The organism is Thermomonas carbonis, from assembly GCF_014396975.1.
GTDB lineage: Bacteria > Pseudomonadota > Gammaproteobacteria > Xanthomonadales > Xanthomonadaceae > Thermomonas > Thermomonas carbonis.
In genome coordinates this window covers 1525664-1549485 of record NZ_CP060719.1, presented here as the reverse complement: position 1 = coordinate 1549485, position 23822 = coordinate 1525664, and the positions used below count along the sequence as shown (strand labels likewise).

At 67.4% G+C, this 23822-nt stretch carries 21 protein-coding genes; 7 read left to right on the top strand and 14 right to left on the bottom strand.

Annotated elements, in window-relative coordinates:
- Window positions 1-6 precede the first annotated feature (6 nt).
- The 8 genes from H9L16_RS07060 to H9L16_RS07025 all read right to left on the bottom strand — a co-directional run bounded on the left by H9L16_RS07060 (window position 7) and on the right by H9L16_RS07025 (window position 12762).
- Window positions 7-1893: a glycoside hydrolase family 127 protein gene (locus H9L16_RS07060; RefSeq protein ID WP_229796632.1), complete on the bottom strand. Its 1887-nt coding sequence runs from the start codon at window positions 1891-1893 to the stop codon at window positions 7-9.
- A complete protein-coding gene (locus H9L16_RS07055) occupies window positions 1886-4060 on the bottom strand; it encodes a formylglycine-generating enzyme family protein (RefSeq protein ID WP_187553817.1) in 2175 nt (724 codons plus the stop codon). Before H9L16_RS07055 ends, H9L16_RS07060 begins: the two co-directional genes overlap by 8 nt.
- Window positions 4061-4121: 61 nt before the next feature.
- Window positions 4122-5411, bottom strand: a complete 1290-nt coding sequence (locus tag H9L16_RS07050) for a serine hydrolase domain-containing protein (RefSeq protein WP_187553816.1) — start codon at window positions 5409-5411, stop codon at window positions 4122-4124.
- Window positions 5412-5482: 71 nt separating this feature from the next.
- A complete protein-coding gene (locus H9L16_RS07045) occupies window positions 5483-7711 on the bottom strand; it encodes a TonB-dependent receptor (protein ID WP_187553815.1) in 2229 nt (742 codons plus the stop codon).
- A 254-nt stretch (window positions 7712-7965) separates the two neighbouring features.
- Complete coding sequence (locus H9L16_RS07040) at window positions 7966-8841, bottom strand: LysR family transcriptional regulator (protein ID WP_187553814.1); 876 nt, start codon at window positions 8839-8841, stop codon at window positions 7966-7968.
- An 80-nt stretch (window positions 8842-8921) separates the two neighbouring features.
- On the bottom strand, window positions 8922-11315 hold the full coding sequence (locus tag H9L16_RS07035) for a sodium:solute symporter (RefSeq protein ID WP_187553813.1): 2394 nt from the start codon (window positions 11313-11315) through the stop codon (window positions 8922-8924).
- Between the two features lies 1 nt (window position 11316).
- A complete protein-coding gene (locus tag H9L16_RS07030) occupies window positions 11317-12165 on the bottom strand; it encodes an HpcH/HpaI aldolase/citrate lyase family protein (RefSeq protein ID WP_187553812.1) in 849 nt (282 codons plus the stop codon).
- A gap of 123 nt (window positions 12166-12288) precedes the next feature.
- On the bottom strand, window positions 12289-12762 hold the full coding sequence (locus tag H9L16_RS07025) for an Lrp/AsnC family transcriptional regulator (RefSeq protein ID WP_187553811.1): 474 nt from the start codon (window positions 12760-12762) through the stop codon (window positions 12289-12291).
- Between the two features lie 151 nt (window positions 12763-12913).
- Here H9L16_RS07025 and ald point away from each other — a divergent pair, with 151 nt between their 5' ends.
- The 3 genes from ald to H9L16_RS07010 all read left to right on the top strand — a co-directional run bounded on the left by ald (window position 12914) and on the right by H9L16_RS07010 (window position 15783).
- Window positions 12914-14032: an alanine dehydrogenase gene (gene ald / locus H9L16_RS07020; RefSeq protein ID WP_187553810.1), complete on the top strand. Its 1119-nt coding sequence runs from the start codon at window positions 12914-12916 to the stop codon at window positions 14030-14032.
- A 108-nt stretch (window positions 14033-14140) separates the two neighbouring features.
- A complete protein-coding gene (locus tag H9L16_RS07015) occupies window positions 14141-14665 on the top strand; it encodes an adenine phosphoribosyltransferase (RefSeq protein ID WP_187553809.1) in 525 nt (174 codons plus the stop codon).
- 62 nt (window positions 14666-14727) lie between these two features.
- Window positions 14728-15783 (top strand): GGDEF domain-containing protein, encoded by a 1056-nt coding sequence (locus tag H9L16_RS07010; RefSeq protein WP_187553808.1) that lies wholly within the window; start codon window positions 14728-14730, stop codon window positions 15781-15783.
- A 6-nt stretch (window positions 15784-15789) separates the two neighbouring features.
- On the opposite strand, the gene H9L16_RS07005 is transcribed toward H9L16_RS07010, so the two are convergent.
- The 3 genes from H9L16_RS07005 to H9L16_RS06995 form a co-directional block, all read right to left on the bottom strand.
- On the bottom strand, window positions 15790-16740 hold the full coding sequence (locus tag H9L16_RS07005; protein ID WP_187553807.1) for a DUF4350 domain-containing protein: 951 nt from the start codon (window positions 16738-16740) through the stop codon (window positions 15790-15792).
- Between the two features lie 76 nt (window positions 16741-16816).
- Window positions 16817-17155 (bottom strand): zinc ribbon domain-containing protein YjdM, encoded by a 339-nt coding sequence (locus tag H9L16_RS07000; protein ID WP_187554089.1) that lies wholly within the window; start codon window positions 17153-17155, stop codon window positions 16817-16819.
- 5 nt (window positions 17156-17160) lie between these two features.
- Entirely contained in the window at window positions 17161-17598 is a 438-nt protein-coding gene (locus H9L16_RS06995; RefSeq protein ID WP_187553806.1) for a DUF4920 domain-containing protein, read from the bottom strand.
- A 114-nt stretch (window positions 17599-17712) separates the two neighbouring features.
- Here H9L16_RS06995 and H9L16_RS06990 point away from each other — a divergent pair, with 114 nt between their 5' ends.
- Window positions 17713-19245 (top strand): alpha/beta hydrolase, encoded by a 1533-nt coding sequence (locus tag H9L16_RS06990; RefSeq protein ID WP_187553805.1) that lies wholly within the window; start codon window positions 17713-17715, stop codon window positions 19243-19245.
- Window positions 19246-19258: 13 nt separating this feature from the next.
- Here H9L16_RS06990 and H9L16_RS06985 read toward each other — a convergent pair whose 3' ends face one another.
- From H9L16_RS06985 to H9L16_RS06975, 3 genes are all read right to left on the bottom strand, one after another.
- Window positions 19259-20068: a polysaccharide deacetylase family protein gene (locus tag H9L16_RS06985; RefSeq protein WP_187553804.1), complete on the bottom strand. Its 810-nt coding sequence runs from the start codon at window positions 20066-20068 to the stop codon at window positions 19259-19261.
- A gap of 109 nt (window positions 20069-20177) precedes the next feature.
- Window positions 20178-20366 (bottom strand): CPXCG motif-containing cysteine-rich protein, encoded by a 189-nt coding sequence (locus H9L16_RS06980; RefSeq protein ID WP_187553803.1) that lies wholly within the window; start codon window positions 20364-20366, stop codon window positions 20178-20180.
- Window positions 20367-20407: 41 nt separating this feature from the next.
- Window positions 20408-20956 carry a lipocalin family protein gene (locus tag H9L16_RS06975; protein ID WP_187553802.1) on the bottom strand — a complete coding sequence of 183 codons (549 nt, stop codon included), beginning with the start codon at window positions 20954-20956 and terminating at the stop codon, window positions 20408-20410.
- Window positions 20957-21122: 166 nt separating this feature from the next.
- On the opposite strand from H9L16_RS06975, the gene H9L16_RS06970 reads away from it, so the two are divergent.
- The 3 genes from H9L16_RS06970 to ltaE all read left to right on the top strand — a co-directional run bounded on the left by H9L16_RS06970 (window position 21123) and on the right by ltaE (window position 23783).
- A complete protein-coding gene (locus H9L16_RS06970; protein WP_187553801.1) occupies window positions 21123-21512 on the top strand; it encodes a hypothetical protein in 390 nt (129 codons plus the stop codon).
- Between the two features lie 168 nt (window positions 21513-21680).
- Window positions 21681-22661 carry a diguanylate cyclase domain-containing protein gene (locus tag H9L16_RS06965; protein WP_187553800.1) on the top strand — a complete coding sequence of 327 codons (981 nt, stop codon included), beginning with the start codon at window positions 21681-21683 and terminating at the stop codon, window positions 22659-22661.
- 105 nt (window positions 22662-22766) lie between these two features.
- Window positions 22767-23783: a low-specificity L-threonine aldolase gene (ltaE, locus tag H9L16_RS06960; protein WP_187553799.1), complete on the top strand. Its 1017-nt coding sequence runs from the start codon at window positions 22767-22769 to the stop codon at window positions 23781-23783.
- Window positions 23784-23822 lie beyond the last annotated feature (39 nt).

The following is a 23822-nucleotide window of genomic DNA, read 5'->3' as shown; positions in this document are numbered from 1 at the left end:
CTGGCGCTACGAATTCTTGATTGAGGCCGGTTCGGCCGCGGCTGGCGGGAGCGACAGCCACGTGAGCCGCCAGCTGCCATCGCGGCGGCCAGCGGCCAGGAAATACGGCTCGAACAGGATCGGCGTGCGGCCCGGCACGCGCAGTGCGAGCGCGGCGCTGCCGGCGGTGGTGTCGATCCAGTCCGTCGTCGGCATCTCGGGCAGAGTTTCGTCGTGCTTGTAGCCGTCGACAAGCCCGGTGGCGAACACAAGCGGGCCGCGGGTCAGCGCGCAATAGGCATGGCGCAGCACTTCCTGCGCCACCGGGCTGCCGTCCGGCGCCCGCGACTCCTGCACGTTGCGGTTGCAGGCATGGTGGATGCGCAGCGGCAGCGGCAAGGCCAGCTCGACTTCATCGCCGTCATGCCAGTGCCGCGCCAGCAGCGCGAATCCGTCGCCATCGATCTCCACCTGGACCGCTTCGCCATTGACCTGCAGGCCGATCTCGGCGGCCCACTCGGGGACGCGCAGGCGCAGCGCGAATGCAGCTTCGCGTTCGACCGACAGCCGCATCCGGATCACGCCAGCGAAGGGATATTCGGTGTCCTGGCGCAGCGTGACCGCACCGGCGCCTGGCAGGCGGGCGTGGACCTCGCCCGCGCCGTAGACCTGCACGCGCAGGCCGTCGCCGTCGACCGCATAGGCCAGCGCCGGCAATTCCTCCAGCGCCATCGCGCCGCTGGATTTGCAGCAACGCCAGTACGTGGTGTGCGTGCGGCGTCCGTTCGGAAACACGTAGTAGCACCAGTCCTCGCCGTCGGCGGCCTGCGCGCCCAGCAGATCGTTGTAGGCGCTGCGCTCGATTTCGCCTGCGTAGCGGGCATGCCCGGTGATGCGCAGCAGTTCACGGTTGAGCTGGATCCAGGCGAAGGTCGAGCAGGTTTCGACATAGCCTTCCGGACTGAACACGTTGGCGGGATTGAATACCTCGCGCGAGCGATGGCCAGCGCCGCCCCACGGTCCGCCACCCAAACTGAGGTGGTGCGCGCGGATGTTCTCCGACAGCCGCTGCACGGCCTCCAGCAGGCGCGCCTCACCGGTGGCGCGATGCAGCTTGGCCAGCCCGACCAGGTTCCAGATCAGCTGGTAGGCCTTGCCGGTGGCGATCTCCGAGGCATCCGCGCCCTCCAGCGCGCGCGACAACAAGCGCAGCGCGGGATTGGCTTCTACCTGCGCGAGGATCCGCTTCGCGAGATCCAGATAGCGCGTTTCGCCGGTCGCGAAATACAGCTCCACCGCCGGATCCATCAGCACTGTCGCCGACATCCCGTGGTGATTGCCGAGATCATTGATGTCGATGCCGCCATCGGTCAGCGCGTGCAGGCAGAGGTCGCCGATGCGTCGCGCGGCCGCGAGGTACGCGTCCTCGCGCAGGGCGCGGCTGGCTTCGACCAGACCCAGGATCAAATAGGCATGCGTCCAGATGTCCCAGGTACGCAGGCTGGGCGCGCCGTCCCAGCTCACCGGCTTCGGCGGCTGCTTGCGCATGAAGCGGCGCTCCGGCGCATAGGTGCCGAGGTAGCCATCCGCTTCCTGCACCGACACCAGGTAGTCGGCCACCCGGCGCAGGTTGCCAGCCAGGGTGGCGTCGCCGCCATGCATCACCGCACGCGCGGCGGCGTACAGCCACTTGCCGGCATGTTCGCCATACCAGTCGCCTTCCTGGTTGCGCGCGCGCAGCTCCGGCGCGAACAAGGCAATGGCCGGGCTGTGTTCGTCGACGATGAAATGCGACAGCCGGCCGCGCAGGTTCGCGGCCAACGCGTCGCCCAGCGGCCCGCGCAACGCGATGCGGTCGATGCTCATCGCCGGCGACACCGCGCCGTCCCCGGGGATCTGCCCCGCATCACGCATCCACCACGCAGCGGAAGCCGATGCAGCCGGAACGATCCTTGCTGGGCGCCATCAGCAGGTATTTGCCGTGCTGGTCGAGCCGATAGGCCTGCGGGAAATACCAGTGCGATGTCTGCGGCCGGTAATAGCTGCCGCCGCGCAGCACCGCGGCTCGCGTATGCGCATCGTGGTATTCGTCGGTCCATTGCCATACGTGGCCGACCAGGTCCTGCACGCCGAACGGGCTCGCACCCCGTGGATGCAGGCCCACATCATCCGGCGCGTGCAGGTGGCGCTCGCGGCAGGGAACAGGCACCGCGTCATCGCGCCAGTCGTTGCCCCACGGATAGGCGCGGCCGTCGGTGCCTTGCGCGGCGTACTGCCATTCCCATTCGCGCGGCAGGCGCTTGCCGGCCCAGGCGGCGTAGGCGCGCGCATCCTCGATGCCGACCCAGGTCACCGGCTTGTCGCCCCAGCCCGGCAACGGCGCGCGATCGCGCCAGTGGCGCAGGAAATTGTGCGGATCGCGTGGCGCGTAGCCGCTGGATTCGATGAAGCGCCTGAACTGCGCGTTGGTCACCGGGTGACGGTCGATGTGGAACGCCGGGATCGCCATCCGCCGCCGATGGAAGCGGCGCGCGTTGGGTTCCCACGGGTATTGGACGTCATTGCCTTCCCAGGTCTGGCCTTCGATTTCCACGCCGCCGACCACGAAATCGAAGTCGCCGGCGGGGATCGCGAGCATGCCCTCGGGCGGCGTTGCGCATGGAGGCGTCGCCGAGATCTCGACCAGCGTCTGCGGCAACGAATGCCAGGTGCTCGACAGCGATTGCAGCGGCGCGCGCGCGCGTTCGCGCATCACCCCGAGCAATTCATCGATGCCGTCCTCCGGCGTGCCGGCATCGAGCGCGAGCACCGCGCCGAAGCCGCGCGGCTCCAGCGCAAACGACAGCACCGCGTCGTCGCCATCGATGCGCGGCTGCAGCTCGATGCCGTTCCATGCGTCGAACCAGCGCCTGCCTTGCGCGTGCGGCAGGCGCAACTGCTCGCCGTCGATCGCGTACTCGTGGCGGTTGACCAGGGTCCACAGGCTGCGGCCCTCGCCGGGGAAGCGGCTGGCGAACACGCCGCGCTGCAGGGTCTTTTCGTAGGGCCGCCAGTCCATGCTGGTCATCAGCGGCGCGAACGCGCGCTCGATGGTGGCGATCCGGCGCAGCGACTCGGCATCGCGGTCGGTCAACTGGTTCCAGATCCCCCACACGTTCTCCCAGGCGTTGTAGCCGATGCCGTTGAAGAAGATGTACTGCAGGTCGTGGTTGCGGTCGCGGCCCCAGCGGTTTTCGTAATTGATCATGTGCCGCGGTTCCAGCCACTTGAACTTGGCCACCGGCGGCACGACCTCGTTCGGCGCCTTCTTGCCCCAGCTCTGCACGTTCCAGATCAGCTGCTCTTCCGCGCTGATGGTGGACTCCGGCTGCAGCACCACCGGCCGGCCGACGGCGTCGCAGGCATCGAAGAACGCGCGCGGCACGCCGTTGTAGGTATCGCCATTGATGCCATCGGCACCCACCGCGACGACGAGGCGCGCCATCGTGTCCCAGTCGTTGTGTTCGGGCGGGCGGGTGCCGTGGTCCCAGGGCATGGTCGGCAGGAACACCTTGACCCCGCGGCGATGGAACGCATCCACCGCGCCGCGCAGGCCGTCGATACCGCCGGGCAGGTCGAGCGCCAGGTCGCTCTTGTTGCGGTCGTCGATGCCGATGTTCGGGTACACGAACCAGACCAGCACGCTGTCGATGCCGCCGAAGCGCGCCTCGAGGTCATCGAGATAGCGATCAACGGTATAGCGGCCCGCCTCCGGATCGAAGAAGAAGCGATCCTCGACCATCATCTGCGCATGCACGAAATTGCTGCGCGCCCACTGCAGTTCGGGGCGGCGGTAATTGGCGTCGTCGAAGCCGATCCGCACCAGGTGCTCGCGCCGCCAGTCCCGGAGTTCGGCGACCCAGTCGTCGGCGCTGGCATTGGCGTCGACCATCCAGTGACCGATCTCGGCGAACGGCCAGCCTGGCGGCTTGCCCGGCGTCGGCAGATAGCGCTGGGTGGTGACGTGGGAGAACTTGTATTCGGTGGCCACGGCGCGACGCGGTTCGTCGTCGCCGGGCAGCGTCTCGTGCGGATCGGTCATGGCCCGTACGCTCGCATCGGCATCAGGGAAGCGCCAGTATGCCGGCCGCGCGCGCAAGCGCTCATGGCAGCAACGCCTGGTACACCAACGCCTGCACATTGCGGCCGATGCGTGGCAGGTCGTCGGTGCGCTCCGGCCGTGGCAAGTGTTGCAGCAGCAGGATCGCCAGCAGCTGTTCCTTCGGATCGATCATGAAATTCGTCGATGCCGCGCCGGACCAGCCGAACTGGCCCACCGAACCAGGTTGCCCGCGGCGCACCGGATCCAGCACCACGTAGCCCCCCAGGCCGAAGCCCTCGGCGCCGCTGTACTGGTTGACCGGAGGATCGAGGATGCCGGCCAGGTGATTGCCCAGCATCAGCTCCACCGTTTTGCGGCCAAGGATCGACGCGCCATCCAGGCTGCCCCCACCCAGCAGCATCTGGCAGAAGCGCGCGTAATCGGCGGCGGTGGAATACAGACCACCCGCCCCGCTTTCGTAGGCATTGAGGCGTGCGCCGGGAGTGCGTGCACTCGGTCCGTCGGCGATGCGCAGGCGACCGTCGTCGCCCATCGTGGTGATGTCGACCACGCGATGGCGTTGCGCCTGCGGCACCTCGAAACCGGTATCGCGCATGCGCAGCGGCGACAGGATGCGTTGCTTCAGGAAATCGCCGAAGTGCTGGCCCGAGGCGACCTCGACCACGCGCGCCAGCAGTTCGGTATTGGTGCCCTCGTAGCCGAAACGCGTACCCGGATCCGCGGCCAGCGGCAGCCGCGCGGCGCGAGCGGCGTAGTCGCGCAAGTCGCTTGCGTCATGCGGATCGGCGCGTTCGCGCAAGGCAGAGGCGACCGCATCGCCGTCCAGCCCAGCCGCGAATCCGGCGGTATGGGTGAGCAGGTGACGCAGGGTGACCGGCCGTGCCGGCTTGCGCAAGCGCGGCGCGTCCACGCTGCCGCCATCGGCAACGCGTATATCGGCGAATTCGGGCAGGAAGCGCGACAGCGGATCGTCCAGCGAAAGCTTGCCGTCTTCCAGCAGCGCCAGTACCGCGACGGATGCGATCGGCTTGGTCATCGAGTACAGGCGGAAGATCGCGTCCGCTTGCATCGGTTCGGCACGCGCGAGGTCCTGGTGGCCGAAAACGCCCTGTTCGACGATGCGACCGTTGCGGGCCACCAGCACCACCCCACCCAGGTAGCCGGCAGGGCTGGTGGAGGTTTGCATGAAACGGTCGAGCTTTTGCAGGCGCTCTGCAGACACGCCCTGCGATGCCGGCGTGGCGACCGGCAACGCGCGTTCGTCCTGGGCGACGGCAGGCACCGCCAGCGCCGCCAGCAGCAGCCACGCAGTCACGCGGCGGCGGGCCATTGACCGGCCTGCGCGCACCACGGGGCCGGTGGGAGGCCCGGCCCCGTGGTGAAACCCGAACACCTGCGCCATCAGAACGTGATGGTGTGGCTGATCGACACCATCCGCCCGCGCCCGGCCCAGTAGTTCTGGAAGCCCGGCAACTGCGACCAGCTCAGGATGTACTGCTTGTCGAACAGGTTCTCGATGCCCAGGGTGAAGCTGCCGAAACGCTCCGTCTTGTAGTACACGGACATGTCGTACAGCGTGTATCCCGTGGTGTTTTCGCTGTAGAAGTACGAGGCATTGTCGAAGGCGCGCGTGTCGCTGCCGGACAGGCTGCGCGAGAACAGCCGCGTCGCGCCAAGGGTGATTTCGGTATTGGCCAGCCCGCCCCACTTCACCGACCAGCTGAACTTGTCCGGATTCAGGTCAAGCACGCCCATCGGCTTGGTGAGTTCGCCGGCCTTGAACCGCCCGCGCGTATCGTCCGCCCAGAACGCGGTCATGCCCTCCATGTGCGAATACAGCGCGCTCGCTTTCCAGTCGTCGTTGAAGCGCCATTCGCCGGTGAACTCATAGCCCTTGATGCGGTTCGGCGCGCGCGTCAGGATGAAATCGTTGTTGATCGGATCGATCGCCAGCGAGGCACCGAAGTCGGTCTTCGAGTCGTAGTGCGAGCCGCTGAACGCGCCGCGGTCGCCGCGCCAGTTGAAACCGAACTCGGTGTTGGTGACCACGATTGCGGCGATATCGGCGATGCGGTCCACCCGGCGGTTCTCGGGCAGCACATTCGCATTGATGTTGCGCAACGGGATGCCGATGTTGGGCAGGGTGAACCCTTCGCCGGTGGAGCCGAACACCGACCAGCCCCCGCCGATGCGCCAGACCACGCCCAGGTTGGTGAGCGTCTCCTTGTATTCGACACCGCCACCCTGCACCGCCACCGCGTCGTTGAATGCCACCGTGGTGTAGTCGGCGACCATCAGCTCATCATCCTGGCGGCGGATGCCGCCGCTCACGGTGACCGGGCCTATGTCCCAGCTGAGCTGCATCCACGGGGCAAAGCTCTTGTAGTCCATGGGCGGCACCCACAACCGGTTGGTCAGCGCCAGCCGTTGCTGCGCCTCGTCCTCGACCAGGTCCAGGCCGACCCGCAATTCCAGGCCTTTGGTCCCGAACAGGTCCGGACGCGTCCATGACGTACGCAGGCCCTGCTTATTCGACACGATTTCCGACTGATCGAAGATGCGCTCTTCATCCGGCGGCGCTGGCTTCACCAACTGCTTGTCGGCACCGTTCTCCGGCAGGTAACGCATCGCCTGGTCGGCCTTGTAGGCGTTGACCAGCAAGGTGCCGCCAAAAAAATCGGCGTGGCTGTAGTTCGCCTGGTATTGCTTGAAGTCGTTGAATTCGGCCAGCGAGCCGGCAATGCTGCCGCGCTCCGAGGTGTTGGTGGTCGGCACCGGGCAGTCGTCCGGATCAAAGCGGCAGCCTTCGACCTGGATGTAGTCGCCGTGGCCCTCGATCTTGAACAGGTTGACGCTTGCCTCCAGCCGCTGCTCACCGTCCGCGCCGAAATACATGCCACCCTTCAGAAAGATCGTGTCCGCGGTTGAATCCGAGACCGAGCCGCTGGTGTTCATGCCCACCCGGCGGCCGTTGCCGTCGTAGCTGATGCCGCGTTCGATGCGCGAGGCGGCCAGCAGCACGTCGTGGTTGGCGGTCTTGTTGGCGAAGGTACCCGCGATTTTCCAGCCGCCGCTGTCGTCACCGAACTGGGTGGAGTAGCGGGTATTGAGGGTGAACTCGTTGCCCTCCTTGGACGGGATCTTGGAAATGTAGTTGATGATGCCGCCGGCGGCGCCGATGCCCTCCGATGCGGACGGCCCGTTGATCACTTCGATGTGGTCGACGATGCCCATGTCGGTGAAAGTGCCGTTGCGGCTGCCCTCGCGCAGCGGCGAACCCTGCGGCACGCCATCCAGCAGGCGCAGGGCGACGCGGCCGCGCAGGTTCTCGCCGGTGTTGCTCATCGCTTGCGAGGATTCCGCGTAACCGGGGACCGTGCGCGCCAGCACTGCGGTGGCATCCTCGGTCAGCGCCCTGGTATGCGCGACTTCCTCCTGCGAAACCACGGTGATCGCACCCGGGATCTTGTCGACCGCCTTCGGGCTGCGGCTGCCGGTGACGATCACCGCGTCGAGCTGCTTGGCCTCGTCCTTTTCATCGTTCTGGGCTGCCGCGCTCTGCGCAAAAGCGGGGGCAGCCACGGATGCCAGCAGGATGCCGGCGATCGCGGCGGAAAGTGGTTTGATCATGTGGTGCATTCCTATGCCATTTGCGGAGAACGGCGCGCCTTGTGGCGTGTCGGCCTGGTGGACAAGGACAGGTGCGCGGTACGGCGCGGCGAGTCCCTCCCGGGATCGCGAAACCTCGCCTGCATGTTGTCCCACGCAGGCTATGCCGCCACCCGTGCATGTGTCAGCCGCCGCGGCGTATGTTCAGAGACTAGTTTTTGTTGTTGCTGCAATGCAGCACGCTTGCGTCCCGCGACGCGAAGCGCGCGAACCCGTCATTGCTGCCTCGCTGCCTTGGCGCTTTCCTGCAGCAACACGTTGACCAGCCGCACGCGCACGCTGGAACGCGCCCAGACGATGCCGAGCCGCCGCGGTTCGGCCGGCAACGGCAACGGCAGGCGCGCCAGCTTCAGTCCTTCCGGCCACGGCGGCGACCAATCCGGCACCAGCGAGACACCCAGGCCGCGATCCACCATCACCGCGATCGCATTCAACGCGTTCACCTCGAAGCGCTCGTTGGGCGCGATGCCGGCATTGCGCAGGTATTCGTCGGCTTGTCGGCCGCCCCACTGATGACGGTCGTAGCGAATCAGCGGCTCGGTCGCGAGCATCTCGTGCGGATCGCGATGCGCCATCGACGCCGGCACCAGCATGATCAGCGGTTCCTCGCGCAGCAGTTGCCAGGCGCAGGTCTTCGGCAGCGCGAACGGTGCCTCAAGCACGAAGGCCGCGTCCAGATCGCTTGCTTCGACCGCGCGGTACAGCTCGGCGGAATAGCCGGGCTTGATGAACACGTTGATCTGCGGGAACGCTTCGACCATCCGCGCAAGGATGTCCGGCAGCATGCCCGCCAGCGCGGTCGGGCAGGCACCAAGCCGCAGTTCGCCCGACAGCGCGGTGTCCTGCGCGATGCTGCGCAGGTCGGCGATCCCGCGCAGCAGGTCGCGCGCGCGCTCGAGGATGCGCGCGCCTTCTTCGGTCACGCTCACGGTGCGCCCCACCCGCCCGATCAGACGCACGCCGAGTTCGCGCTCAAGCGTGTGGATCTGCTGCGCGACCGCCGCCGGGGTGATGTTGAGCGTGCGCGCAGCCGCGGCCATCGAGCCCTGGTCGACCACGCTCACGAAGGTATGGATGTACTGGGTTTCCACCGACGCTCCATGGCGCGCACGCGCGCGGCGATGGGCGGCAGGCTACACGAGCCCGCGCCTGCCCGGCACGACGCGGCGCGTCACGAGGCGACGGGCGTCTTGGCGTCGCGATAGATGGTCAGGCCATCCAGCGAGCGCGTGGGCACCGGGAAAAACAGGCTGGCCACGTAGCCGATCACGATGCACAGCATGATCGAGATCGCCAGGTAGAAATACGGATGGACCAACTGGAAAGTCCAGATCACGAAGGTCAGCACCAGGCTGGCACCGATGCCGATCGCCACGCCTGGCGCGTTCGCGCGGCGGGTGAACATGCCCAGCGTGTACGCACCGGCGAAGCCGCCACCGAGCAGGCCGACCATCTCGATCGAAACGTCGAACAGCGAGCGGATGTCGAAGCGCGACAGCACGATCGCGATCACGATGCCGAGCACCCCGACCACTACGCCGGTCCATTCGGCGAAGCGCACGCTCTTCTGCGGTGTCGGGTGCTTCGCCAGCTTCTCGTAGAAATCGACCGACACCAGCGTCGACACGCTGTTGATGATGCTCGACAGGGTGGACATCGCGGCGGCGAAGATGCCGGCAATGATCAGCCCGGTCACGCCCATCGGGAGCTCCGCGGCGATGAACAGCGGGAACGTCGCGTCCAGCGGCAGGGTCGGGTTCATCCGCTCCGGATGGGCCTGGTAGAACACGTACAGCGCGGTGCCGATCGCGTAGAAGAAAAAGCCGCCCGGGATCATGATCGCGGCGAAGGTCCACACCGAGCGTCCCGCTTCCTTGTCCGACTTGGTGGACAGCACGCGCTGCATCAGCACCTGGTCCTTCGGGAAGGTCAGCACCACGTCGAAGACCACCAGGAAGATGAAGCCCCAGACCGTGGCCCGGGTGAGGTCGAAGCTGAAGTCGAACAGCTTGGTCTTGTCCTCGGCCAGCGCCACCTCGATGGCACGGGCGGCACCACCGTCGATGTGCATGACGATGAAGGCGATGGCGAAGATGGCGCCGCCGAACATCACGAACACCTGCACGAAATCGGTCCAGATCACCGCCTTCATGCCGCCAAGCGTGGTGTAGACGATGGTGAACACACCCATTATCAGGATGCTCCAGACCACGTCGATGCCGGTGATCGAGGCGATCGCCAGCGCGGGCAGGAACAGGATGATGCTCATCCTGCTACCGATCTGGGTGACGATGCACAGCGCGCTGGCGATCATCCGGATGCCGGGATGGAAGCGCGTTTCCAGGTAGCTGAAGACCGACATCAGGTCCAGCCGGCGCAGCAGCGGCACGATCCACACCGCCACGAACATCAAGCCGAGCACCGCGATCAGGTTGTTGGTCAGGTATTGCCAGTTGGTTTCGAACGCCTTGGCCGGGATCGCGATGAAACTGATCGAGCTGACGTTGGTCGCATACAGGCTGACGCCGGCGGCCCAGAACGGGATGCTGCGCCCGCCGACGAAGAACGATGACGTGGAACCGTCCTTCTCGCGCAGGTAGAAATACCCGCCGATCCCGACCATCGCGGCCAGGTAAACGACGATGATCGCCCAGTCCAGCCAGCGCAGGAGCAGGTCCGGCGCTTCGAATGCGACACGCGAGAGCGTCGCGCCCGCGCCGCCGGGAATGACCAGTGCGACGCCCTTTCCGGCCGGCGTGGCGAACGCGCCGGAGGCGACGCCGGCACCGGGCACCTCGGCCCATGCGCGCGTCACCGTATGCCAGGTGACGGCACGCGCCTGCGCAGCGTCACGCAGGAAAAACAGCAGGTGCCCCTGGCCCATCGCACGCGCGGCACCCGGCACCACGTTGCCGGGGATTGCCCCGACGTCGTTCCAGCCCACCTTGGGCTGCCAGCGCAGGAGGCGATCGTTTCCCGCGCCCGCAACGCTGGCATACAGGCTTGCGCCCTGTGCAAGCAGGCTGTCGACCGCCGCAGGCGGGGCGGCTTCCGCCAACCAGCGCGCATCCGCTGCATCGCTCTGCCGCGAGAACATCTTCGGCATGCCGGCCGTGTCCAGCCCGACCACCAGCATGCCGCCGTTGTTCACCACAATATGTGCCCGCGCGAGGGCTTGCGGGAGGACGGCCAGCGGTTCAACGACGAGGTCGTCGCCGGCCAGTCGCAACCTCGCTGCCCGCAGCGAGGGACCGCCTTCGGCATCGGCCAGCAGCGCAAGCGTGCGCTCGGGCGTGACCGCGATGGCGCCAAGGCGGCCCGCTCCGAGCCCGGTCGGCCAGGCGCGGGCCTGCCAGCCTTTGCCATCGGCCCGCTCCAGCCACAGGGTGTCGCCGGCCACGACGATGATGCGGTCGCCTACCGAGGTCACCGCGGTGGGTTGCACATCGGCGGGCAATGCCGCCACCGGAGTGGCCTGCAGGGACATCAGGCTGTCCGCATGCGCGGGCATCGCCCAACCGAGCACGCATGCCACCACCCAGCCCAGCGCCTTCAGCATCGGCATCTCAATTCTCCTCTTCGCGATCGATCGCCTGCAGCAGGTTGCGCGCACGCGCCACGAACGGCGCATCGACCATGCGCCCGTCCAGTCGGAACGCGCCATGCCCGCGCACCTCGGCATCCGCGGCGGCGGCGACCACGCGCCGTGCCCACGCGATCTCCTGTTCGGACGGCATGAACACGCGGTTCGCCAGCGCAACCTGGCGCGGATGGATGCAACTCTTGCCGATGAAGCCGAGCTCGCGCGCCATCCGCGCTTCGGACTCGAATCCGTCCGCATCCTCGATGCGCGCGCAAGCCGCATCCAGCACGAACACCCCGGCCTGCGCCGCCGCCATGCGCAGCGCGAACATCGCTGCATGCACATTGGCCGGCGTGCGCGCGATGCCATGCGGCTCGAACAGATCGGCAAGGCCCAGTTGCAGGCCGACGACGCGGGGATCCGCACAGGCGATCGCCGCGGCGTTCGCCAGCCCACGCGGTGTCTCGATGTTCAGCAGCAGTCCGGGTGCCTGCTGGCCGTGGCTGTCCCGCACGGCGTCGGCCGCCGCGCGGACTGCCGCCGTGTCCTCGATCTTCGGGACATTCAACAGGTCGATGGCGCAGCCGGCCAGCGCGGCCAGGTCGCCGCCGAACCACGCCGTGTCCACGGCGTTGGTGCGCACGATGATCGCTTTGGCCCCACTCGCATCACCCTGCCCGCACAGGAATCCGACCACGTTGCCGCGCGCCTCGTGCTTGCGCGCGGCGGGCACCGAATCCTCCAGGTCGAACGACAATGCGTCCGCATCGCCCGACCATGCCTTGGCGAACAACTCGGGGCGAATGCCCGGAACAAACAGCTTGCTGCGCATCCTTCCCCGCCAGGCCATCGACTGGCGCGAGTGTGCCGAGCGCAGTGAGTCCGCGGGTAGTGCCGGGGCGACGTTTCTGACCATAGCGTTTGTTGACTCCGGCTCGATGCCGCAGGCGCCACGTCACACCGGCAAGGCCGTGGTCTTCTTCACCGTGCGCAACGCGAGCGTGGATTGCACGCGCACCACGCCGGGCAACTGGGTGAGGATGCCGGTGTGGATGCGCTCGAAGTCGGCGGCATCGGCATAGGCCACGCGCACCATGTAGTCGGCGGTGCCGGCGAGCAGGCAGCATTCGGTGACTTCGGGATGGCGATTGATCGCGGCCTCGAATGCGTCCAGCGCGGCGCGGCCTTGCTGATCCAGGGTGACCAGCACGAAGGCGGTGCCGGGCAGGCCGGCGAGCTTCTCGTCGAGCAGCATCACGTAGCGCGCGATCAGCCCGGACTCCTCCAGCAGCTTGACCCGGCGCAGGCAGGACGAAGGCGACAAGTTGATGCGCTGGGCCAGCTCCAGGTTGCTCAGCCGACCGTCCGCCTGCAGCAGGCGCAGGATCGCGCGGTCGCGGTCGTCGAGGGTCGGCAGATTGGCACGCATATGATTCGACGAATGAGCCTCGGATTCGCAGACAATGCGGCATCCGCGCATTCATGGCAACGAATTCGGCGACTAAGTGCGCGATCCCCCGCGCATACTGCCGTCCTTCTGGCGCCGGGTCCGCCGACGCCTGCCACGGGAGGATTCCAGCATGCGTGTCGGCGTACCGAAGGAAATCAAGAACCACGAATACCGCGTCGGCCTGGTCCCGTCGTCTGTGCTGGAACTGGTCCACCACGGCCACGAGGTCATCGTGCAGCAGGGCGCGGGCCTCGGTGCCGGCCTGACCGACGAGGACTACATCGCTGCCGGCGCGACCATGATCGAGACCGCCGACGAGATCTTCGCCAGCGCCGACATGATCGTGAAGGTGAAGGAGCCGCTGGCCGAGGAGCGCAAGAAGCTGCGCCCGGGGCAGATCCTGTTCACCTACCTGCACCTCGCCCCCGATGCGCCGCAGACCAAGGACCTGATCGATTCCGGCGCGGTCTGCATCGCCTATGAAACCGTCACTGCGGCGAACGGCTCGCTGCCGCTGCTGACCCCGATGTCGGAAGTCGCCGGTCGGTTGGCCCCGCAGGTCGGCGCGCACGCGCTGGAGAAGGCGCAGGGCGGCCGCGGCGTGCTGCTGGGCGGCGTGCCCGGCGTGCCCGCTGCCGAAGTCGTGATCCTCGGCGGCGGCGTGTCCGGTACTCACGCAGCGACGATTGCCGTGGGCATGGGCGCGCAGGTCACCGTGGTCGACCGCTCGGCGGATGCGCTGAAGCGCCTCGCCAGCCAGTTCGGCACCTCGATCTCCACCGTGTTCTCGACGCGTTCCGCGATCGAGGAACTGGTGCGTCGCGCCGACCTGCTGATCGGCACGGTGCTGGTGCCGGGCGCGGCCGCGCCGAAGCTGGTCACCCGCGACATGCTGAAGACGATGAAGCCGGGCTCGGTGATCGTGGACGTCGCCATCGACCAGGGCGGCTGCGTGGAAACCTCACGCGCAACGACGCATGCCGACCCGACCTACGTGGTCGACGGCGTCGTGCATTACTGCGTGGCCAACATGCCGGGCGCGGTCGCGCGCACCTCGACCTTCGCGCTGAACAGCGTGACCCTGCCGTTCACCCTGGCCCTGGCCGACAAGGGTTGGCGCAAGGCGCTGGAGCAGGATCCGCACCTGCGCGAAGGCCTCAACGTCTGCGAAGGCAAGCTGACCTGCGAGCCGGTCGCCGAGGCGCATGGCCTGCCCTACACCAGCGCGGAGAGCGTGCTGGGTCTCTGATCCCGCTTGTGGCAGGGATGCCCCGGAGGGGACGGCTTGCCGTCCCCTTCGTGTATGCGGCGACCGGCTCGCGCGGCATCATGGGCAGCCGCTCCCGATGACGCCGCCATGACCAACAGCCACTGGACCCGATTGATCCGCGACGTGCCCGGCTTTCCGAAGCCGGGCATCGTGTTCAAGGACATCATGCCGGTGCTCGCCGATGCCGCGGCCTTCGACGACGCGATCGAAGCGCTGGCGGCGCCGTGGCACGGCATCCGCATCGACGCCGTGCTGGCGATGGAGGCGCGCGGTTTCCTGCTCGGCACACCGCTGGCGCGCGCGCTGGGTGCCGGCATCGTCCCGCTGCGCAAGCCGGGCAAGCTGCCCGGCCGCGTGTTCACCCAGGCCTACGCGCTCGAATACGGCGAGGACGCGCTGCAGGTGCAGGCAGACGCGCTGCCGCCGGGCGCACGCGTGTTGCTGGCAGATGACGTGCTGGCCACCGGCGGCACCTTGCTGGCGGCGCACGGGCTGGCGAAGCAGTTGCAGGTCGAGGTGGTCGGCGTGTCGATGCTGATCGAGTTGGGTTTCCTCAACGGACGCGCGCGCTGGGATGGCGACGCGCCATTGCATGCGGCGCTGGTCATCTGAGTGAAGGCGCCGGCGCGACCCACGGCGCTAAGCTATCTCCATCCATCATCGCGGACAGCCAGATGCAGCGCCCAGCGAAACCGGACAACGAAGCCGAGCGCCTGCGTGCGCTGCATCGGTCCGGGATTCTCGACAGCGGATCCGACGCTGCCTTCGACGACCTCGTGTCCATCGCTGCGGCCATCTGCGGCGTGCCGATGGCCCTGGTGTCGCTGGTGGATACCGATCGCCAGTGGTTCAAGGCGCGCCTCGGCCTGGCGGATACAGAAACCTCGCGCGACGTCTCGTTCTGCGCGCATGCCATCCTTGACCCGGGCCAGACGATGGTGATCGCCGACGCGCGCGAGGACTTGCGTTTCCGCGACAACCCGCTGGTCACCGACGCGCCCGGCATCCGCTTCTACGCGGGCGCGCCGCTGCTGGATCTCGAAGGCCTGCCGCTGGGCACGCTGTGCGTCCTCGACGACACGCCGCGCAAGCTGGAACCGTTCCAGCTGAAGGCGCTCGATGCCTTGTCGAGGCAAGTGTCCTCGCTGCTCGAGTTGCACCGGGTGAGCCGCGAACTGAAGTTGCAACTGCAGGATCGCAACTGGTACGAGGATCAGCTGACTCGCTTCAGCGAGCAACTGGAACTGGCCAATGCCGACCTGCACGAACAGGTGCGTCTGGATGCACTGACCGGGCTCGCCAACCGGCGCGCTCTGGGCGCGGCGCTGGAACTCGCGCTGGAAGGCGATGACGCCTGCTGCGTCGCGCTGCTCGACATCGACCACTTCAAGGCGGTCAACGACACCCACGGCCACGCCGCCGGCGATGACGTGCTGGTGCAGGTGGCGAACACCATGCGTGCGGCGAGCGCAGGGCACGGCCTGCTGGCGCGTCATGGTGGCGAGGAGTTCGCCTGGGTGCTGCCTGGCGTCGGCCTCGACCAGGCGGTGCTGCAATGCGAATACCTGCGCGAGGCGGTGAAGTTCGCCTCGGCGGCGTTGCCGGTCACGATCAGCATCGGCGTGGCCAGCGTGCAGCCGGGCGACATTATCGCCAGCCTGCTGCAACGTGCGGACACCGCGTTGTATGCAGCCAAGCACGCCGGCCGCGACCGGGTGATGGCCGGCTGACGCAGGTCAGCCGTGGGTCGCGCTCGTCGACCCGGCCGAAGGCGGCGCCAGCCAGTGCAACAGGTTCAACACGAACTGCGCGTTCTGTTCGGCATCCGGCGAGTTCATGCCCATCGGGCGGCGCTCGGTACCGGTCGATTGCGCGGTGAACATCGCGGCCTCGCCGAAGAACGCCGCGCGGCCCTTGCCGACGTGCTTCACCGCGCCCTGCAACCAGCCGCCGACCTCGACTCGCGGCGTCGCATCGTCGAATTTCCACGCCTTCGCCGGATGCAGCGAGATGAATCCTGCCGGCAACACCATCAACGGCTGCGCGCCCGGCGCCCGGAAGGCCTGGCCTGTGAACGAGCGCAGTTGCGCGATCGCTTCATCGGCATTGCGTCCGCGCAGGATCGCGTGGTCGGCCAGCGTCCCCTCGTCGAGGCGGAACAGCGTGGGCTTCGCCTTCGCCTCGTCGCCCACACCGGCGAACGCGAAGCCGTCGCTGAACTCCACATCGAACGCCGCGGCCAGTGCCAGCGCCGCGCCGGCCAGCGGCATGTGGTCGGCGATCAGCAACAGGCGGCCACCGCCTTGCACCCACTCGCGCACCGCTGCGATTTCGGCCGGGGCGAACGCGGACGGCGTGGGCGTCGGATAGTCGTTCCAGTTCGCGTCGCTGGGTTGCGCATTGGCGATGACCAGCACCGCGCAGGCGGACAGACTCGTCGCATCGAAGACGGAACGGTTCGGTTGCACCACGTAACCGTCGCGGCGCAGCAATGCGCCGAAGGCATGGAAGCGTCCGTCAAGCGTGTGGAAGTTGTGGTGCGCCTCGTCCAGGCAGACCACCGGGCCCTTGCCTTCGGCGAAGGCCGATGGCGACACCTTGGGGGCGAACTCGCGATCGCCGACTTGCTGCGCAAGGCAGGGCAGGCTGGCGAACAGCAAGAGTGCGAAGCAGGCGAGTCGTTTCATCGCCCGAGCCTCACCGGCTGCGGCATGCCGCGCATGTGCCGGAAGGCCCGGTTTCGCGCCCTGCAACGACGCGACTTCAGGCCTTCTTCACGAACTCGGACTTGAGGCCCATCTGGCCGATGCCCTCGACCTTGCAGTCGATGTCGTGGTCGCCATCGACCAAGCGGATGTTGCGCACCTTGGTCCCGACCTTCACCACCAGCGACGAGCCCTTGAGCTTGAGATCCTTGATGACGGTGACGGTGTCGCCATCCTGCAGCAGGTTGCCGACCGCATCGCGCACCACCTTCGCTTCATCAGCGGCCTCTGCCTGCGCCGGCGACCATTCGTGGGCGCATTCCGGGCAGACATACTGGCCACCGTCCTCGTACGTGTACGCGGACGCGCAGCGCGGACAGGGCGGCAGTTCCGACATGGCGGTCACGACTTCGGTCCGGCTTCGATCTCCAGGCCGTCGGCGAGGATGCGGTACTCGACCGGCGACACCGCCAGGCCCTTGCCGTCTTCCTGCAGGTGCGCCACCTGCTCCGGCGTGAGTTCCTTGCGCGAGAGCACGCCCCCAACCTGGGCGCGGCCGCTGCTGTCCTTCGGGATCAGGAACGCATGATCCTTGAACATCACCCGCGCGGTCTGGCCGTTGTCCTCCAGCACCATCCAGCAGCCCTCGGCCTGGCAGACCTCGACGATGCGGCCGCTGAAGCGCTGCGGCTTGCCGGCGTGCTGGTCGAACGCCGCGACTGCATCGGCGACGGCGACCGGCGCGGTGGAAGGCAGCGGCTTGCCGAAGTGGACGGCTTCGCCGGCATGGGCCAGGCCGATGGCGGCGAACAGGGCAAGGGACACGAGGATGCGTTGCATGGGGATGACCCGATCGGATTCGACGCGCAAGGATAACGCGTGGCGCATGCAGGCCCGCAGCCCGCGATTTGCCCGCATCATGCGGGCCATGCCTGCATCGCGGATCCCCTGCGCATGAGCTCGAAGCAACCGGACGCCACGCCCACCGGACGACAGCATTGGCTGCCCGCGAGTGCAGGCCACGCGCTGCGACTGATCGTGATCGCGGCCTGCATCGCCATCGCGTTGCTGGCGCTGCGTGCATGGCAGGCGGCCAAGGCATCGCCGCTGCAGCCGTGGCACACGCTGGCGGCGGAAGAACCGTCCGCCGCGGACATCCTGCGCGGCGATTGGCAGGCCTACATCGCCGGCGAGACCGCTCTGTTTGCGCGCGTCCGCGCCGAGCTCGATGCCGCCATGACGCCGGAAGACGCGCATCCGCTCAATCGCTACACCGCCGGCAGCCTGAGTGCGCCCGACCGTTTCCGGCGCGACTGGAATCGTTCGTTCGTATTGGAGACGCGCGGCGCGCCGCGCGGGGTCGCGGTGCTGGTGCACGGCCTGACCGACGCGCCCTACAGCATGTTGCGGCTGGCCACGCTGTACAACGCGGCGGGCTACATCGCGATCGTGCCGCGCATGCCCGGGCATGGCACCGTGCCGGGCGCGCTGGTGCGTGCCGAGCGCTCGCAGTGGCAGGCCGCGGTGGCGGTGGCGATGGACGAAGCCCGGCGTCACGCCGATGGACGCCTGCCGGTGCACCTGGTGGGTTACTCGAATGGCGGTGCGCTGGCCCTGCTGCATGAAGTCGAGCGGCTGCGGCGCGGGCAACGGGTCGATGCCGACCACCTGATCCTGCTGTCGCCGATGATCAAGGTCAGCGCCTTCGCCCGTTATGCGGGACTCGCCGGGCTGCCTGCCTTATTGCCACGCTATGCGCGCTCCGCGTGGTCGGAGGTGCTGCCCGAGTACAACCCGTTCAAGTACAACTCGTTCCCGGTGCACGCCGCGCGCGAGTCCTACCTGGTCACTGCCGCATTGCAGGACGGTCTGGCCGCGCTGGCCGCCGATGGCCGCCTGTCGGGCCTGCCGCCGATCCTCGCGTTCCAGTCGGTGGTCGACGACACCGTCGATGCATCCGCCGTCGACCGCCTGCTGTTCGACAAGCTCGCGACGAATCGCAACGAACTGGTGCTGTTCGACGTCAACCGCAACCGCCTGCTGCAACCGCTGCAGGTCCCTGCGACCACCGCATGGGCCGACGCACTGCTGCACGGCCCCGCGCACGCGCATGCGGCAACGATGGTGGGCACGACCTCGCTCGACGATCCTGCCGCGGTCGCACGCACGCGCCCTGCCGGCGGTGGTGCAGTCGCGATGCAGCCGCTCGGCATCGACTATCCGGCCGATGTGTTCTCGCTCTCGCACATCGCCCTGCCCTTCGCCGAAGACGATGCGCTGTACGGACACATTCCGCGCGAGGGCCATCCGCTGCAACTCGGCGCGATCGCCCTGCGCGGCGAACGCAACACCCTGGTGGTGCCGCAGGCCAGCCTGGAACGGCTCAGCTACAACCCGTTCCACGACTACATGGCTGCGCGGATCACGAAGCTGCTGGCTGCGGATCGGGTATCAACGGCATCCGGCGAAGGCATGCCCGGGCACTGACTGCGAGGCCGGTTCAGTCGCCGCGCTTCGCCTGTTGCCCGCGCACCCAACCCATGATGTCGACGAAGGGCGCAGTCCAGTACACGTCGCGATGTGCGGCGAGGTAGGCGAGCAATTCTTCGTGCGCCTCCGCCGACACCTGCAGATGGTCGCCGCCGATGCCGTGGAAGGTGAAGTTGGCCATCGTGCCCTTGCGGCCGGCCTCTTCCACCAGCGCGATCAGTTGCGCGCCGCTCATGCCCACCGGTGCCGCAACCGGCACCGCCGATGGATCCAGCGTCGCCATGTCGTCGACCACGGCACCGCCGATCAACTTGATGCCGACGAACAGCGGCGCAACCTCGTCCAAGTAACTGCCATCCATCGCCGCCACCTCGCCGCAGGGCGCGGTGTAGGTGCGCAGGGTGCGTCCGTCGATCGCCTGCAGCATGGTGCTGGCCACCTCGACGTGGTCGCGCATCTGCGCCACCGTGGTGCTATCCAGATCACGTTGCGGTGCCACCCAGCTCCGCTCCGGGCCCTTGCCCGAGCACTGGTGGAACAGGCTGTGATTGCCGAGTTCGTGACCATTCGCAGCAGCAGCGCGCCAATCGGCCAGACGTGTGCGCACCGATTGCGCCGACAGGATCAGATAGAAGCTGCCCTTCAACCCGTGGCGATCAAGCGCCGGGATGGCGGTATCCAGCTGCGAATCCAGTGCATCGTCGTAGGCCAGGTTCACCGCCGCCTTGCGAGCTTCGGGCCAAGCGAAGCCGTCGCCTGCCATCGCGGCGGAGGAACATGCGGCGGCGAACAACAGGAACGCAGGCAGGCAGGTGCGCATGAGGGGCTCGGATGCGGAAGACGGCGGCCAGCATACCGGCAGCATGCGCAACCGATGCTGGAAGGTTGCTGCATCCGCAACGCGCGTGGAGGCGAGGTTGCAGTGCGGCTCAGACGTCTTCTTCGGATTGCACGCGCACCATCGCATCGCCGTCAGCATCCACGTCGAGCACCACCGTGATCGGCCGGCAACAGACGTGGCAATCCTCGATGTAGCGCTGCGATCCCGCGCTGGCATCCAGCAGCAGGTTGATCGCCTCGCCGCAATACGGGCATTCGATGTCCTGGCTATCGAGCATGCGGTTCTCCGGAAGCGGTTCTGCGACATCCTGCAACGATATCAATCGCCGCTGATGCCATCCGGCGAGATCACCAGGCGATCGACCGGATAGCCGCGCCGTGCCGCGCGCGCCTTGATCGCATCGAATTGCGCAGGCGACATGCTCGGCGTACGCGAGAGCAGCCACAGGTATTTGCGGCTCGGCCCGCCGACCACCGCCCACTGGTAGTCGGGATCCAGCTCCACCACCCAGTAATCCGCCCAGGTCATCGGTGCCCACGCCAGCCAATCGGGAGCAAAGCGAACTTCCAGTTGACCCGGCTGGCCGGATACCGGACGCGCGACACCCTCCGACACCATCGCCTCGCCCTCCTTGTCATCGCAGGCATTGCGCACGCCGATCATGCCGTCCGCGCGCGGGGTGTACGTCGCAGTGACATTGGCCACGCAGTTGCGCTGGAAGAACATCGGCAACCGCGCGATTTCGTGCCATTGCCCGGCATAGCGCTGCAGGTCAAGGCCCTGCACCGCGGTGTTCGACAGGGCGGCCTCTTGCGCCGAGACAGGCGCAGTGATCAGCGACAGTGCAATCAGCAGGGGACGGATCATGCGGGTTGGCTCCACGAAATGACGCGCAGCCTTGCGGATGGCGTGTGCGCGGATGGTGAAGCCGCAAGCGCGCGCATCCGGCGGTCGGTCTCGCCTCATGGCTGCACGGGCCTTTCATCCGCCATGCTGCATCGTGCCTACCGCACAACCTCCCGGAACCCACCCAATGTCATCCCGCCGCGAAACCCGCGCCGCCACTGCCCTGCTCAACACCACCGGCACGGCCGCCGCCAATGTGATCGCCGCGCGCATGCTGGCCTTCTCCAATCCGGCGACGATGCTCTCGCCCTGGCACCAGTCGGAAACTCGGCGCATGACCGCCGAAAAGATCGACGCCACCACCGACGGCATGCAGGCGGCCGGGATGGAACTGGCCATGTTGCCGGCGAGGATCATGATGATCGGCGCGCGGCCCGCATCCTGGACACCGGCCGGCTGGATGAATGCCTGGAACGATGTCGCCGGGCTGTGGATCGGCGTGGGCAATGCCGCGTTGCGACCGGCCCGGAACACCGCCGTACGCAACCAGCGAAGGCTGTCACGCACGTCGCGTTGAGTGCCAGGCACGCACCATCGGAACCGGGCTTCACCGGAATTTGGCGCGCGTCAGGTCATGCTCCGGCCGATGACCAGGACCGGTACAGATGATTCACCGGCATCCCCCGGTGGGGGAAAAGACGAAGCAGCGCATACGCTGAACCGGCTGCAGTCCGAGCTTGCCGCCGTGCGCGCCGAACTGCACGCCTGCCGGGAATCGCATGAGCGGAACCACAGCGCGTTGTGCGCGATCGCCGACGGGATCGCCATCGTCGACACCAAGGGCCGGGTGACCTGCCTCAACCCGGTGGCGTCCCACCTCACCGGCTGGAAGGAAGATGCTTGCCTGGGCCGCAAGCTGAGCCACGTGGTGGAGTTCACCGACCATCAAGGTCGCAGCATCGATGTGTTGTCTGAGGGCTTTTCCAGCGATCTCGACGCCATCGTTTCGCTGGTCCGCCGCGATGGCCACGTGATCCTGGTCGATGGTGCGGTCGCGCCCGTGCATGCGCGCGACAAACGCCCGCTTGGTGCGGTGGTCACGTTCCGCAATGTCACCGCCGCCACCCGGCTGACCCGCGAACTGGCCTATCACGCCAACCACGATGCGCTGACCGGCCTGCACAACCGCCGCGCCTTCCGCGCGCAGCTGCAGCGCGCGATCGGCCACGCCCGCGAGTCCGGCAGCAGCAATGCATTGCTCTACCTCGACCTCGACCGTTTCAAGGCGGTCAACGACCGTGGCGGTCACCGCGCCGGTGACGAATTGCTGCGGCAGCTGGCGGTGTTGCTGCGCAAGCAACTGCGCGAGCACGACACCGTGGCGCGCCTGGGCGGCGACGAGTTCGCCGTGCTGCTGGAGAACGCCGCCCCGGCCGATGCCAGCAACGTGGCGGAAAAAATCCGCAGCGCGGTGATGGACTTCGCATTCGTCTGGAATGGCACCGAATTCCGTATCGGCGCCAGTATCGGCCTGGTCGAATTCGACAACGGCGAGCGGTCCGTCGAGCGCTTGCTCGCGATCGCCGACAGCATGTGTTACGCGGCCAAGGACGGCGGCCGCAATCGGGTGATGGTCCACGGCGCGGCAGATCGCCGCATCCTGTCGCCCGGCCACGATGTCTCCCATCGCCCCGGCGCACGTCGCGATCAAGACGCGACGTTCTAGCGGTTCGCGTACGTTCGAATCCCCACGCACCGCAACGCGCTGGCCCGGGCGAATCGCCACGTGCGCATCCGGGCACAATGTGCCTGGCGACCGAAGGAATCAGGCATGGAAATCATCGACCTGCGCAGCGACACCGTGACCCGGCCCACTGTCGCGATGCGCGCGGCGATGCTGGACGCGCAGGTCGGCGACGATGTCTACGGCGAGGATCCCACGGTCAACGCGCTACAACAGCGGCTGGCGGATGACCTGGGCTTCGATGCCGGCCTGTTCGTACCCACCGGAACGCAGTCGAACCTGCTCGCCTTGCTGGCGCATTGCGAACGCGGCGACGAATACATCGTGGGCATGGAGGCGCATACCTACAAGTACGAAGGTGGCGGCGCGGCGGTGCTGGGCTCGATCCAGCCGCAGCCGATCCTGCATGCCGATGACGGTTCGCTTCCACTCGATCGCATCGTCGCGGCGATCAAGCCGGTGGATCAACACTTCGCCCGCACCAGATTGCTGGCGCTGGAAAACACCTGGCAGGGCCGTCCGCTTCCGCTGGCTTACCTGCAAGACGCACACAACCTGGCAAGAGCGAACGGATTGGGCCTGCACCTGGACGGCGCGCGCCTGTTCAACGCCGCGGTCGCCTGCAACGTGCCGGCACGCGAGATCGCGCGGCACTTCGATACCGTCTCTATCTGCCTGTCGAAGGGGTTGGGCGCGCCGGTCGGCTCGGTGCTTGTGGGTTCGCATGCGTTGATCGACAAGGCGCGACGCTGGCGCAAGGTCTGCGGCGGTGGGTGGCGGCAGGCGGGGATCCTCGCTGCTGCCGGCCTGCATGCACTCGATCACCACGTGGCGCGCCTGCAACAGGATCACGACCGTGCGGCGCGGCTGGCCGACCGACTGCGCGGGATCGCCGGCATCAAACCGCTCGGCCAGCACACCAACATGGTGTTCATCGACGTGCCGGCCGGCCGACTGCGCTCACTCGACGCACACTTGCGCGATGCCGGTATCCGCATCAGCATCGGCTACCTGCCGACATTGCGGTTGGTCACCCACCTCGACGTGGACGATGCCAGCATCGAACGCACCGTGCAGGCATTCGCGGCTTTCTTCGAGGCATAGCCACGCCAGCGCATCCGTTTCACGCGACTTCGCGTAACT